The 14,408-nt window shown below is 48.2% G+C and carries 10 protein-coding genes; 4 read left to right on the top strand and 6 right to left on the bottom strand.

Annotated elements, in window-relative coordinates:
- From ACTHSX_RS09560 to ACTHSX_RS09550, 3 genes are all read left to right on the top strand, one after another.
- A partial coding sequence (locus ACTHSX_RS09560; RefSeq protein ID WP_440377498.1) for an RHS repeat domain-containing protein occupies positions 1–684 on the top strand: 684 nt, incomplete at its 5' end.
- Positions 685–964: 280 nt separating this feature from the next.
- A complete protein-coding gene (locus tag ACTHSX_RS09555; protein ID WP_440377499.1) occupies positions 965–1,360 on the top strand; it encodes a pentapeptide repeat-containing protein in 396 nt (131 codons plus the stop codon).
- Between the two features lie 86 nt (positions 1,361–1,446).
- The gene (locus tag ACTHSX_RS09550) at positions 1,447–1,929 is read left to right on the top strand and encodes a hypothetical protein (protein ID WP_440377500.1); all 483 of its coding nucleotides are present in this window, start codon (positions 1,447–1,449) and stop codon (positions 1,927–1,929) included.
- Positions 1,930–2,675: 746 nt separating this feature from the next.
- Here ACTHSX_RS09550 and ACTHSX_RS09545 read toward each other — a convergent pair.
- The 6 genes from ACTHSX_RS09545 to ACTHSX_RS09520 form a co-directional block, all read right to left on the bottom strand.
- On the bottom strand, positions 2,676–3,293 hold the full coding sequence (locus tag ACTHSX_RS09545; protein WP_440377501.1) for an NAD(P)H-binding protein: 618 nt from the start codon (positions 3,291–3,293) through the stop codon (positions 2,676–2,678).
- A gap of 92 nt (positions 3,294–3,385) precedes the next feature.
- A complete protein-coding gene (hutW, locus tag ACTHSX_RS09540; RefSeq protein WP_440377502.1) occupies positions 3,386–5,206 on the bottom strand; it encodes a heme anaerobic degradation radical SAM methyltransferase ChuW/HutW in 1,821 nt (606 codons plus the stop codon).
- Between the two features lie 273 nt (positions 5,207–5,479).
- Positions 5,480–6,205: an ABC transporter ATP-binding protein gene (locus ACTHSX_RS09535; protein ID WP_440377503.1), complete on the bottom strand. Its 726-nt coding sequence runs from the start codon at positions 6,203–6,205 to the stop codon at positions 5,480–5,482.
- 46 nt (positions 6,206–6,251) lie between these two features.
- Positions 6,252–7,193: a FecCD family ABC transporter permease gene (locus ACTHSX_RS09530; protein WP_440377504.1), complete on the bottom strand. Its 942-nt coding sequence runs from the start codon at positions 7,191–7,193 to the stop codon at positions 6,252–6,254.
- A gap of 139 nt (positions 7,194–7,332) precedes the next feature.
- Positions 7,333–8,124, bottom strand: coding sequence for a heme/hemin ABC transporter substrate-binding protein (locus tag ACTHSX_RS09525; protein WP_070590609.1), 792 nt, complete (start codon positions 8,122–8,124; stop codon positions 7,333–7,335).
- A gap of 74 nt (positions 8,125–8,198) precedes the next feature.
- Positions 8,199–10,397: a TonB-dependent hemoglobin/transferrin/lactoferrin family receptor gene (locus ACTHSX_RS09520; protein WP_440377505.1), complete on the bottom strand. Its 2,199-nt coding sequence runs from the start codon at positions 10,395–10,397 to the stop codon at positions 8,199–8,201.
- Positions 10,398–10,992: 595 nt separating this feature from the next.
- Between ACTHSX_RS09520 and ACTHSX_RS09515 the strand changes: the two genes are divergently transcribed.
- Entirely contained in the window at positions 10,993–14,265 is a 3,273-nt protein-coding gene (locus ACTHSX_RS09515) for a TonB-dependent receptor domain-containing protein (protein ID WP_440377506.1), read from the top strand.
- Positions 14,266–14,408: the final 143 nt, after the last annotated feature.

Raw genomic sequence — 14,408 nt, 5'->3', positions numbered from 1 at the left:
TCAGACGGCCTTGAAGAGGAAACCGGATTCGTTTGGGACGGCAGCCACCTCTTACAGGAAATCCAGCCAGACGGCAGATATACCTATATCTACACCGATCCCGACAGCTACGAACCTTTGGCACAGGTGCACAACCGGACCAACGAAGAAGGCGAAAGCGGCCAACAGACCCACTACTTCCACTGCGACCAAATCGGTATCCCGAGAGAGATGACCGATAAGGACGGCAACCTCTTGTGGTTCGGCAACTATACCGGCTGGGGCCGTCTGAAAGAGGAAACCAAGGTAACGGATAGCGCTTACCAACCCTTCCGATTGCAAAACCAGTATTGCGACCGTGAAACTGGGCTGCATTACAATTTCTTCAGGTATTACGAGCCTGATGCGGGGCGGTTTGTGAATCAGGATCCGATTGGGCTGATGGGTGGGGAGAACTTTTATCAATTTGCGCCGAATATACAAAATATGATGGACCCTTGGGGGTTAAATGCTGTTAGCATAACCAAAGGAGCATTGTCTATGATTGCAATTGATACAATGACTCCAGACCCACTGATGCGGCATGGCCTAAATGGATTGCATATGGGGTGCTTGGAGCTGCCGCAACAGGTGTCGTTGCATTATCGGAAAGCGATACATGTACTGGAAAATGTCAAGAAGAAAAAGAACGTAAGAAATGTTTAGATGCTACAGTAGACAACATTAAAATGGTTACAACAAAAACATCTTATCTAACATTACAAAAAAGTGTTTCCATCCCTGCTGTTGCGAGATACACAGCATTGATTGAAAGAGGTAGTATCGCCCCTCCAGTTAAAATGGATGGAAATACTATTGTAGATGGTAACCATAGAATGGTAGCTGGATTATTGTGTAATCAAATACCTGCTAGTACCCCAGGAACTGCTCCATTATCCAAACCAAGAATACCTTTGAGAGATATACAAGATTGGTGGTAATAAAAATGATATCAAATGACATTCAAGAATTACTTAAAAACATTACAAAGTCTCTAATTAAAATCGAAACAAAAGAATTAGATGCTTTAATTTCTAGACAGTTAACCCATATAGATAATATTGATTTTCACAGATACGAAATATCCCATAGGAAAATTGAAAGTCTCAAATTTTCTTTCTGTTCATTTCGTGGTGCTTTCATAAGCTATAGTTCCTTTACTAATTGTAATTTTATTAATTGTTCTTTTATTACGGCAATAGTTTGTAATACAAAATTTACTAATTGTACATTTATTAATTGTGTATTCAGATCAATGCATATACAAGATAATTTAATATCTAACTGCTCTTTTCAAAACTGTCATATAGAAGATAATATATTTTCTACAAATAAAACATAATTTATGACAATGTTGAATAAGGCATCCGGGCAGCAGGTGGAAAAATTCCCATGCCTTATTGAATTACAGAAAGGAACTTAAAAAAAATGGCAAGAAAAAAACAGAAATGGCAGGTAGGCGATTATTTTGGCATTCCCATAGAAGATGATTTTTTAGCTGTTGGACAGATTCTTGGAAAATATGATTGGATAGGTGTAGCCTGCTTAATTACCAAAATGAAAATTTCCTCAAAAAACCTTCCTTTATATGAAGATATAAAAATAGATAAAAACGATATTATTGCTGCTATGTTTATTACTGAAAAATCGTTAGATAAAGGATTCTGGCCAATTATTCAACAAGGTATAGTAAATAAAAATATACTGAAACAATATTTTCCTAATATTGATTTAATTGAACAAGGAAATATTATTGGTATTAATACCGAAGGTTCAGCTATTATTGATAATTTTATTAAAGCTTATTTTAGTCTAGCACCTTGGGATGACTGGCATGACCCCGAATACCTTGATAAACTTCTTATTTCTCCCGACAAAAAACCTGAAAATCTCATCTATAAAAACAAATGATCTGTTCCAACTCAAAGCTTGTCCTGAAAGTAAAATGCTTCGTACTCTTTGAAAAGCCTTCACGTAGCTTTCCAAATCTCGGTGTTAACGATGGCTTTATTTTGATTTCAGTTTGAGCAAGTTTTTTTCAGTTCGATCGTATTAGTTGACTCAAGTTACAAGGATGGTTCAGCTTTTTTGGGTATAAACCCTCCGGGTACGACTGAAGCGGAAACCTTAAGAAAATGTGAAGAACGAAGAAATTTACAATGTCTAAATTCTAATAGACAGGAGGCCGTCTGATATTCAGATGGCCTTTACATTATAAATTAGCTATATACTATGAGTTGAAGGTACTTGGTATCGTAATAAGTTCCCTACTCTACTACTCAATAATTAAGTGGTAGAGTTACTATTGATTTTATACTAAAAATTGGAGTACTATGAGCACACTCTCTAGAGTATCATTGATTCTCATTTGACATATAGGAACAATAAGCGGAATTTGTAGAAGAATAGGGAAAAGGAAATTAATTTATATTATGTTAAATTCATAATACTAGTATTTTAGCCTGCTAACTCCTGTTTCTCTCAGTAGTACAATCACTTACAGAATTCAAACATAAAAGGTCGTCTGAAATTTTTCAGACGGCCTTTTATTTATACTCCCAGCCTTTTCTCAGCAAATCCTTTATTGTTTGATCGACCCCTAATCAATTACCTACTCCAACTTTAACAATGGAAAGTGGGCAATCTATTCAATCAGTTTATGCCGCACCAACGCTATACGTTTCGCCCTTGCTGTCTGCTTGGCCGACAATAGCAGCAACGGCAGCAGCTAAGCCGTTGCGCGTCATGTATTTTTGTGGAATTTTTTGGGCATTTTGTGTCAAGGTATAGGCATTATCTTCGCCATCGGCAAGGCCGCAGGGGCGCAAGATGGTCCAATTCAAACCGCTTTGTTTGAGATAAATTTCGGCCTCCGTTTTGGCACGGACGGCTTCGCCGAGTGCCTGTTTGAACGGCTCGCTCATCATGTCCCATTGTTCACCACAGCCCATGCTGGTAATCAGTACAAAGCGGGCTTGCGGATTGGCGGCTTTCGTAGCGGCAATGATGTTGATATTGCCCAGCGCATCGCTGCGGATACCCTCTTCGTTTTTGCCGCCGACAAAACTGATCACGGTATCGGGACGATATTGTGCCAACGCTTTATCGAGCGCGTCGGCATCAAGCGCATCGGCGACGACGGTTTGAATATTGTGTTCGGCAAAAAAGCTGTCTTCAGACGGCCTTCTCAATACGGCGACGGTATCGGCTGAGTCAGTCAATGTGCGGATATAGGCGCGGCCGGACGGGCCGTTGGCTCCGAAGATGAGTTGCATGTTTGGGGTTCCTTTGTATGGTAGATGTTTGTTGTTAGAAAATCCGCTCCTCTATGCAACAAGGAACGGATTATCAGGCCGTCTGAAACCGTTTAAGCGGCATCAAACAGTTTGCGCATGGCTTCGATTTGATGTTGTTTCAACTCGCCTGCTTCGTCGCGACCAACAAAAATTTTAAACATGGCGCCGCCGTTGCGGTTGATAAAGTTGAGCGAGCAAGTGGCTTTGCCCATGAACGGACGTTCCAAAAGGTAGATGGATGCGCAGTTTTCATAGTAGATATGACCGTGTACGCCGCCATCGGTTTCAGGATGGTCAAAGTTGTAGAAACCGCGGCCGACTTTGCCGTTAGGCAGTTTGCCGCTGACTTCGACGATGGCATCGGGGGTATGGGCGATGAAGGTTACGGATTCATCCCATGCGGCAACGGCTTGGAGGATTTCGACTATGCGGCTGCCTTCGGTTTGACGCACGTTCTCTTCTGGCAGACAGCGGATAACGTCTTCAAAACTGCATTGGTTTTGCGCGGCCAGCATTTCCAGCACTTGGCCGGGATTTTTTTCCAATGATTGACGCAACATGGTTTGTTGTTCGGCTGAAAGTTTTTGCATGGTTTGATCCTTTTCTTGAGTCGGAAGAGTGAGCATGAGTTTGCGGATAAGGGTGGGCGACCAATAACGGCCGCTGGTATTCAAACGGATAATGCCGTCTGAATCGGGTTCTTTAAAAAGCTGCATTTCCTGCCATTGGACAATCAGCTTTTGCGCTGCTTTGTTGCCGTCAAACAATAATGGATTCAGACGGCCTGTTTCAATATCATGCTGGACTTTGCTGAGCAGTGCTTTATTTGGACTATGGCCGCTCATAAATGCGATGTTTTTCTCGCCTTTCGGCGTGGCGAGATAACTCTCCAAATCGCCCTGCACCTGATAGCTGAAACCGCCGAAGTTACCGCCTGCGCCGGAGCCGAACGCCAAACAGGGAATGTCCGATTTGATCAGGGTATTGTAGCGGTTGCGCTCGCCGCGGCCAGGATAGGCGAAGTGGCTGTTGCTGACCTGTTCCCAGCCTTTTTCCAGCAGTGTTTCAACCGTGTAGGCATATTGGTCTGCCTGAATATCGAAACCCGGCGGTGTCGGAAATGCACCTTTTTCAATCATGCGGTTGATGGGCAGCATGGGATAAAGATTGAACGCATACGTATCCAAACCGGACAGCGGCAGCTCGGTGGAGCGGGCAATGTCGTTTTGCCAAACTTCATCGGTTTGATTGGGCAGGCCGAACATCAAATCGGCCACAATCACGGCATCGAGTTCGCACAATTTTGCCAAATATTCAAACGCCTCGTCGCCACTGTGTTTACGACCGAGACGGCGGCGGATGGCGGTATTAAAGGTTTGCACGCCGATGGAAATGCGGTTGGCGCCTGCTTCGATGCAGGCCTGTGCTTTTTCCAAATCGAAATGGCTCATGCGCCCTTCGATGGTGAACTCGCAATCTTCGGCAAGCGGCAGATATTGGTAGCAGGCACGAATCAGACGGACGAGGTCTTCCGTAAGCAACGCGGTCGGCGTGCCGCCCCCGAAATAAACGGCTCGGATTTTGCCCTCGCCTGTACGGACTTCGGCTTCAGCGGCCATTTCTTCGATAATTTTGTCGGTGTACACGCTGCTTTGGCTGTCCTTCCACGCATTGCGGTAGAAGCCGCAAAAAACGCAATGGTTGGCGCAAAATGGAATATGCAGATAAGCAAGCGCGTCCACATCGGTGGCATGGGGAAGCTTTTTCTTCCAAATGTTCTGCCACTGGGGACGCGGCATTGGAACACCGCCCCAAACGGGCATTAATGCCTGACGTTCAGGAAATGCCTTGGGTGCGGATTGTTTCGGAGTCCAAACAAGCTGCTGTACCATGATAATGATTAATAAAAATTATTAATAAGATTTATATATTAAATAACCATCAGCATTTCCTTGTCAATGTTTTTGTGTAATTAAAAATTAGTATTATTTTAAAATATTGTATTCTATAAATAATTAAATGTATTTCTATTTGATGAAAATCGGCATTTACTTGTGAAATGCGCAAAATTTGGTTCTTCAAGTCGGGAACATCCTCCCATCTCGTTTCATTTTTGAACGATAAAATAAATTTTCTTTATCGTTTTTCAGACGGCCTGTTGGCGTTCAGCTTCTGAAATAAAACCCCGCTTCATCTTCGCAACGGCGTATCTGCCAACCATAAACCGATTCAAGCAAGTCGGGGCGCATCACTTCGCCCACCTTGCCTGATGCAACTACTTTTCCCTTATTCATCAAAATAATATGTTCCGCATAACGCGCGGCGAGGTTTAAATCGTGCAATACCATCATTGATGAGGCACGGTTTGAATGCCCGACCAAATACTGCATCAGGCGGTGTTGGTGGCGGATATCGAGATGGTTGCACGGTTCGTCCAAAAGCAAGACCGGCGCGTTTTGCAACAGGGCGCGGATGATGTTGGCACGTTGTTGCTCGCCACCTGAAAGCTTGCCGATGCGCTTATCCGCCAATGCCGTCAAATCAAAATAATCGAGCAACTCGTCCGCCAATTCATGGTTCAGACGGCCTTTTTGTACGAATGACGCCAACGCAATGTATTCGCGTACGGTCATCGGCATGTTGTAACGGCCATGCTGCCCGACCCATGCCACCCTGCCCGCGCGGATTTGCGGCGCAACGGCCTCACCGAAAAGCGTGATTCCCCCCTGCCCTGTTTGCCCGATTAAGGCCCGCAGCAAAGTAGATTTGCCTGCGCCATTCGGGCCGATAATGACGGTCATGCCCGAAGGTATATCCAGTTGATCAATTTCAAGCAGGGTTTTGTCTTGGACGCGGACGGAAAGATTACAGATTTGAAATAAGGTGTGCATGGCAAAAGATATGGGGCAATGAAGTTTCAGACGGCCTATTCAGGCATCAACGGCTTTTCAAAGGCTTGATAAACAAATACATAAAAAACGGTCCGCCCAATAAGGCAATCACGATACCGACCGGCAGATCGACAGGGTATGTCAGCCAGCGCGCCGCGCCGTCCACCACCATCAAAAACACTGCGCCCAACCAAGCCGACAGCGCAATCAATTTGCGGCGGCTGCCGCCGACGGTTTGCGCCAGCACATTGGGAATCATCATGCCTAGAAAACCGATGATGCCCGAAAGCGATACTGCCGCCCCCGTCATCAATGCCGCGCCGATTACGGTTTGTACACGCAATGCCCCAACTGATACACCCATACTGGCAGCCGTGTCTTCCCCCGTCATCAAAACGTCCAACCGCCTGCCTGCTGACAGCAAAATCAGAAAACCGGGCAACATGACCGCGATTACCGCGACAGGCGATGAGAAACCGGCTTCGGCAAGGCTGCCCGACAGCCATGTGGTTGCGCTGCGCAATACCAAATCGTCAGACAAAAACAAAATCATGCTGACCACCGCGCCCGAAAACGCACTCAACACAAACCCCAACACCAGCAATCCCAAAGTACCGCCGCCGAGCAGTTTGTGCACCGCCAAAATCAGCAGGCACACACCCAATGCACCGAGAAAAGCCGCCGCCGACACACCCATCGCGCCACCGCCCAAAGCCAATAACACAATCACGCCCAAGGCCGCCCCGCCCGACGTCCCGATCAAACTCGGATCGGCCAGCGGGTTCTCAAATAAAGCCTGCAATGCCGCACCCGAAGCGGACAAACCGGCTCCAACCAAAAGCGCGGTATAGATGCGCGGTAAACGGATTTGGCGGACGGTTTCATCCATCGCCAACGGCGACTCCCACGTGCCAAAACCGATGCCGCAGCACAAATAAACGGCGGCGGCAGTAAGCAGTAGGCAGAGGATAAGGGTATGCGGTTTCATGACATCATGCGGTTTAAGCGGATTGAGGGACGGTTTCAGACGGCATTTTTAAGACAGCCGTTTTGCCTCCTCAACAAGAAGGAACAAATCAAGGCCGTCTGAAAACAAAAATCAGGCAAGGTGTTCAAAACAAGCGCGTTTATTTCGCCAAACCGTGCAAACGCTGAATCACTTGCGGCGTATCCAGCCCGTAACGGAACATATCGTTGGCCTTCCACAAATAAATCTTGCCGTTTTTCGCGGCAGGCGAGCCGGCGATTTCGGGGCGTGCGGCAAAGGTTTTGACGTTGCCTATCATGGCGGTGTTGTGGTCGGCAATGATGATGATGTCGGGTTTAGCCGCAATCCATGCCTCACGCGTCATCGGTTTGAGGCCGTCAATGGCGGCTGCGGCATTGATACCGCCGGCACGGCGGATGATTTCGTCGGCGGCAGTATTTTTGCCCGATACGATGCGCCCGTCGTAGCTGAAGAGGTAGCGTTTGCCGCTGGAAGGCTGCTGTTTCATATCCGCCTGCCACTTACTGGCCAACTTGTCCGCCTGCGCGCTTTTGCCGATAAGCTGACCGATGTTGCGGATACTTTGCGGATAGGCGGCGATGCTGTCATCGGGCGCAACATTGACGGCTTTAATGCCTGCTTTTTGCAGGTGGGCAAAAATATCGGCAGGCTGCGCCATCCATGAACCGATGGCGATGTCGGGTTTGGCGGCCACAATCGGCTCAACCGTCAGACGGCGATGAATGCCGATACTGGGCTTGTTTTTCAACGCCGGATTTTGAACGGTCTGATCGCGGCCGACGATTTCGTCCAATGCGCCGAGCGCGGCAACGATGTCTGCCGTATCGGGTGTCAACACGACGATGCGTTGCGCATGTGCAGTGCCGGCCAACGAAATAAGCGCGGAAAGCAGGAGGAGTTTGAATTTCATTGTTTTTTTCCTTGTCGCATGCTTTCAGACGGCCTGCTCGTTTTCTAAGGCCGTCTGAAAACGGTTGAATCACATTAGAACTTCAGTTGTACGGTTGCGGCAAAATTACGGCCGGTTTCGGTGTACAAGTCCATCACACTGGTACGGCTCATGCCGGCAACGTCGGCGTGCTGCCAGTATTTTTTGTTGCCGACGTTGTAAATGTTTGCGCCGATTTCGAGGTTTTTAAACGGCTTGTACCACGCGCCGATATCCCATACGCCATAACCCGGCGCTTGGAAAACAGTGTCGCTGCTGACGCGGCTGTGTTTTTTCGACCAGCGCAGCTTGGTACCCACACCCCATTTTTCCTGAGTGTAATCCAAACCCAAAACGCCGTTGAGCGGATAAGCAGAATCCAACGGTTTGCCGTCCTGCTGCTCACCGCGCATCCAAGCGATGCTGCCGGAGACTTGCCAGCCCGGCAGGAATTTATAGGCGGCGGAGGCTTCGGCACCGTAGGTTTTGACCCTATCCAGATTTTGATATTGGTACTGGATAATCGGGCGACCGCCTATGGAGGCAGTGCCGACTTCGGTGCGGTTGATGAAGTTTCGATAACGGTTGTAGAACGCGGTAACTTGCGCACGGGCGCGTTCGTTTTTGAACTTCATCCCCAATTCAAAGCTGTTGGAGCGTTCGGATTTGAGGTTGGCATTGGGAATGACGGCATAGCCGTAGGTTGTGTTGGCAAATGCCATGGTCGCGCTGTCAAACGGCGGCGTGCGGAAGCCTTGGGAATAAGTGGCAAAACCGGTGAACTGCTCACCCATCGGCACGCTCAGGCGCAGGCTGGGTGTAAACGCGGAATCACTGAAGCGCGTCGCCGTTCCGCTGGGATTGGCATTGAGATAGGCTTGGTCGGTCGACGTGTTCAGCTTGTCTTTTTCGTAACGCAAGGCCGGAGTCAGGACAATGCCGTTGCCGAAGGTCAGGCTGTCTTGTGCGTAAACGCTGAACGTTTTGCGCTTGCTGTCGGGGAAGGTTTTATTCGGATAGGTGCTGCCTGCATAAACTTTGCTGACGGCGCCGGTCAGATTGTCTACTGTCAGACTGTCGCGCGGACGGGCGGTCTCGGTGTGTTTGTATTCGGCACCGGCAACGACGGTTTGTTTGACCGCGCCGTCAAACTCCCACACTCCGCGCCCGTTCAGCCCGCGTATGGTCTGATTGAAACCATAGTCGGAATAACGGGTCGAATTACCTAATTGGCGCGCGCCCATGCGGGTAATGCTGACGTCGACGGCATCGTCTTCCGTGCGCAGTTTTTGCTGATAGGCGGTCAAGTTCGCTTCTTTCAGACGACCCTCGCCGGTGTAGCGGTAACCCGCTTCAATGCGTTGGCGGCGGATGCGGTCGCGAGCATTGCTCTCGGATGTTGTGATGGTTACCGGCCCGCGCGATTGCGAACCCAAGCCGTTTGCCAACACGGTGTCGTTGGCGTGGTAATACTGTTCGTACAAAGTTTCAAAACGGTGGCGCTCATTGCCGATACTGCCTTTCGCCAAAATATTGTAGGCATTGTTTTTCTGCGGGTTGGTGGCGGTGCGCGAAGTCGAGTAGCTTTTGTCGCCGCCCATGTTTTCCGTTTCATGTCCTTGGCGGCGCGTCAGTATCAGCAGGCCTTCGGCGTTTTCATGAAAACCGGCGGCTGTCGCCGTTACGCCGTGGCTGCGGTCGCGGCTGCGGTAGCCGTGTTTCAAACCGAAATGCCCGCGTTTGCCCGCATCGACGAAATCACTCGGCGAGAGCGTCACCATATTCACCACACCGCCGAGCGCATCGCTGCCGTACAGCGCGGAATAAGGACCTTTAACAATATCGACCTGCTTGAGCGTGTCGCTTTCGACCATATCGCGTCCCGAAATCGCGCCGTTGGAGCCGCCGCCTGCATAAGATTCGGGAATGCGCACGCCGTCCACCATCATCAGAATGCGGTTGCCATCTATGCCTCGGATATTGATACCAGCATGACCGCGGCGGTTGTTGTCTGACGGCACGCTGACGCCGGATTCATACATCACGATATCGTCCAAATTCTGTGCTGAGGCTTGATTCAAGGTTTTGCGTCCGATAACCGACACATTCGGTGCGGCTTTATCCAAGGTTTGCGCATTGCGGTCTGCCGTGACCACCACAGGCTCTATTTCTGCCTGAGCCACCGGCATCTGAGCCGCATATAACTGTCCGGAAAAAACCGCCCCTACTACACAGGCAATCGCTTTCTTTTTCATTACATAACCTTATTATTTGAATAATAATGGTTTGCATTTATAAAACAAACAGGCGGTTTTTGCAAGTTTAGAAACTATAAGATAGCAATAACAACCACTTCAAAAATGCAAAATATAGTATGACGTAGCGGGATAAGTAATTCATGGATCAGAGGCAAAGTACCCGACCGCGTCGGCATAGAAAACCGACCTGCCGCCGTCGACCAAAAATCCCGCATCGGCGATTAGGAGGCCGACCCCATCATCGACAATGATCGATAAGTACATCGCAGAGAAAAAACATTTAGCCACGAAACGCCAAGTGTTTTATTCTTGAATCTGTTCCAACCACCGGTACCCGAGTGTTGCTTTTGAAATCCGAATCCAAGCCTGTTTGAAATTTTCAAACAGGCTTTTATTTGTTCCACTTATCCCTCCCCTTCTATTTACCTCAAACTCAAAAAACATTTCCATATTATTAAAGATTTGTTAGAATTTCACAAAATTATAAATAATAATCAAACTTATTTGTATTATTTTAGTCAGAGTGTAATCGCATCTATTCGATCTGTCTCATTCAGACGGCCTTACCAATCAAGTTATATGGATTCATTCTATGCAACCGATCAAAGTCACCACCCTCTCCGCCTGCATCGCCGCCATTGGTTTCGTCCCTGCCGTTTATGCTGCAGATAATTCGACAGTTATTCTCGATACCATAACTGTCAAAGGAACTCGAAATAAGGATGAAATCGGTAAAAACCGCGTTTATACCCGCGAAATCGTCAATCTTTACAAGAGCAAAAACGAAGTCGAAACCTTCAAAGGCAACACCGTATCCGACCTTTTAAGCGGTATGTCCGGCGTGTACAGCGGCGACGCGCGCAACAGCGGCGCGCTGGATCCGAATATACGTGGTGTGCAAGGTCAAGGACGGATTCCCGTTACCATCGACGGCACGGAGCAGGCGATTACCGTCTGGCGCGGCTACGCGGGCGCAAACAACCGCAACTACGTCGACCCCAACATCATCAGTAGCGTTTCTATCGAAAAAGGCCCCTCGTTCAGCCGTGATATGAAAAGCGGCATAGGCGGCTCCGTCGCCCTGAAAACCATCGATGCCGACGATATTGTCCCCGAAGGGCAGAAATACGGCTTTGAAGTGAAGGCGGAGGCTTCCAACAATTCCATCAAAAGGCGTGAGAATGCTTATGAACATTCAGTCGATTATCGAACCTTGCCTGTTCCCGCAGTAGCGACGGGTGGTATTTGGCGTTCGTTTTTTGACGATACCGACCGAATCGACCAGCGTTTCAACGGACGCAATAAATTTGGGGAGGATAAAGCCTACCGCATTGCCGCCGCCACCAAGCAGGACAATTTCGATGCCATGCTTGCCTATGCCTACCGCAGTAAAGGCAATTATTTTTCCGGCAAAAAAGGCGCGGAACGCTACGGTTATATCGGTCCTTGGACACAAGAAACTTTAGACGAATTGAAACGTCGTAAAGAAGAAGCCGCTGCCAAGGGTGAGAAATTTTTCGGCAGTGAAAACATGCTGGGCGCACCCGATATTTCAAAAATCGGACTTTTTTATCATCCGGGCGGGGAAGTCAGCAATACCTCGCTCGAAACCAAATCATGGGTAGGTAAAACCACCTTCCGTCTGCCGAACCGCCAAACGCTCAAATTCGGCCTGCGCCATACCGATTCCACGTTCGGCGAAATTATGCCTTCGCGCATTATCGGCCCCATCAGTTGGGATGCGTCCGTCCTCAACAAAATTGCCGAATGGCCGCAGGCATGGGTAAAACAGCGTTCCTACAATATCGACTATTCGTGGAAGCCCGAGGGCAGCCGTTGGATAGATTTCGATGCCACGCTTTGGACAACGCGCACCAAATCCAAAACCAATACCGCAGGTGGCTCACCCGGCGATACCGTTTATGAGGACAACAAATTTCAAATAGCATGGGATGAGTACGACAGATGGCAAAAAGCTACGCCTGAAGAGCGTCAAGAATTGCTGAATGCAGGTTTTGAAGTCCCAAAACCGCCCAAACCCGAAACGCCCAATACAAACGGCAGGTTCAACACTATTGAAGGCAACGCCTATTACGCCCGTAACAACCGTACAGGCTTTCAATTCTCCAACCGTATGAAATTGAGCGACAAACTGTCGTTGACTTTGATGGGCGATTTTCAAAATGAAAAACTGACATCGCGCAATGATTTTTCAGACGAGCTGGAGCGGGGAGGATACGACAAATATCGGGAAGAACTCGAAAACAACACCATCAGGGCAAATTATGAATTGAACCAATACGGCGTACCGCGCAATGGCAAACGGCGAGAATACAATTTGGGCTTTAATTTCCGCTACGAACCGTTCCGCTGGCTGACTTTGACGGCAGGCGGGCGATATACCAATTTCCAGCTTCAGGATAAAAGCAGACGCTTGGAAAGCGGCATGAATAAGTTTGGCGATCCGTTAGAAATGAACAGGGGGATAAAATATTCGATCGGCAGGGTTGCCACGCCGCAAGAATACGCGGATTACAAGGCAATTGACGATGCTTTGGCGAATGGCACTCTTGATTATGGACTTTTATATGCGACAGAGGAATACGCAGAACAAAGAAAAAAACATGCACAAATTAGCCTGTCTTCGTTTCAAGTCAATTCGCAATATATTCCGACTTTGACATATGATCGCGAAAAATGGGTCAATCCTAATGAAAAGGTGGATTTCTATTGGTTGAAAGACGATAAAGGTCGTCTGAATATGCAGGATCATCCCCTTACCAATGGCAGCATTCCTGATTTGCATACCCAAGTCCCCAATCCTGTATATGACCCGTCTATTCCGGACAGTCCGCAATTTGTACCTAAATACTATTCAGCCAGTGCAAGTGTTTACAAAACGCCAATGACCGAAGCTGAAAGACACAGAGCAATGAAACAGAAAGGCAGTGGTTGGGTACCCGCATTTTCTGCCACCATCAATTTTACTGATTACAGCCGCGCCTATTTGCGCTATACCGAAACCCTTCGCTACCCCAGCATTTTTGAAGGGACTTACGGCTTTTCTACTGCCGCCGGCTCATTCAACCGCATGGGCTATGGCTGGCGGCCCGAACACGCCAAAAACTGGGAAGTGGGCTACATCCATGATTTGACGGGACTGTTACCGAAAATGAAAAAAGCGGATTTCCGCATCAACTACTTCCATAACAAGACCAAAAACGTTATCGACAGGGATGAAAATCTCGAATTCGAACAATTCGACAGACAAATCCGCAGTGGTGCCGAGCTGTCCACCCGCTTCGATACCGGACGCGTCTTCGGCAGCCTGAACGTATTCCGCAGCCTGAAAAACAAAATGTGCGACGAAAATTTCACTTGGACATCCTCCGCAACAGAGGGCATGGTTGATGCAAGCTATTTTGTGAAAAACGGTAAGACTATGAACCGTCCTGTCTGCAACCACGGCGGCTTGACCGATTCAGGCTATCTGGCAAGCGCGCTTCAACCACGCTGGTCAATTGATGCCGAATTGGGCAGCCGTTTCCTTGCCAACAAACTGGAAACAGGCGTGCGCCTCCATTACCACAGCCGCGTCTATGAAAACCGCAACGATGCTTGGCAGCCATTCTACGATGTGCGCAATAAATATCAGAATGACAATATGAAGCCCCAGCATAACGATATGCGCTGGCAGCCTGTCGCCGTATGGGACGCCTACCTGCGCTACAAAATCGGCAAAAACCTGACTGCCGAGCTGGTGGGCAGCAACCTGACCAACCGCTACTACCTCGACCCGATGAGCCGCTCCTATCTGCCTGCACCAGGTAGGACAATCCGTATTGGGATAACTGGAAAATGGTAATGATCAATTAATCATTTTGAGAGTAAAAAGCCGTCTGAACATTGAGTTTCAGACGGCTTTTTACATGATGACATAGTTATGCCCTACTCTTTCATGTTATATGAAAGTTGAAGCTAACCTGCATAATTTTTATATCTTCTGCT

This window comes from Neisseria sp. P0014.S002 (assembly GCF_051958295.1).
Classification (GTDB): domain Bacteria; phylum Pseudomonadota; class Gammaproteobacteria; order Burkholderiales; family Neisseriaceae; genus Neisseria; species Neisseria flavescens_B.
This window is presented reverse-complemented; position numbering and strand designations above follow the sequence as displayed.

Coding starts and splice junctions, on each gene's coding strand:
- ACTHSX_RS09515 (WP_440377506.1), top strand. CDS start 10,993: ATGCAACCGATCAAAGTCACCACCCTCTCCGCCTGCATCGCCGCCATT.
- ACTHSX_RS09525 (WP_070590609.1), bottom strand. CDS start 8,124: ATGAAATTCAAACTCCTCCTGCTTTCCGCGCTTATTTCGTTGGCCGGC.
- ACTHSX_RS09520 (WP_440377505.1), bottom strand. CDS start 10,397: ATGAAAAAGAAAGCGATTGCCTGTGTAGTAGGGGCGGTTTTTTCCGGA.
- ACTHSX_RS09555 (WP_440377499.1), top strand. CDS start 965: ATGATATCAAATGACATTCAAGAATTACTTAAAAACATTACAAAGTCT.
- ACTHSX_RS09530 (WP_440377504.1), bottom strand. CDS start 7,193: ATGAAACCGCATACCCTTATCCTCTGCCTACTGCTTACTGCCGCCGCC.
- hutW (WP_440377502.1), bottom strand. CDS start 5,206: ATGGTACAGCAGCTTGTTTGGACTCCGAAACAATCCGCACCCAAGGCA.
- ACTHSX_RS09545 (WP_440377501.1), bottom strand. CDS start 3,293: ATGCAACTCATCTTCGGAGCCAACGGCCCGTCCGGCCGCGCCTATATC.
- ACTHSX_RS09550 (WP_440377500.1), top strand. CDS start 1,447: ATGGCAAGAAAAAAACAGAAATGGCAGGTAGGCGATTATTTTGGCATT.
- ACTHSX_RS09535 (WP_440377503.1), bottom strand. CDS start 6,205: ATGCACACCTTATTTCAAATCTGTAATCTTTCCGTCCGCGTCCAAGAC.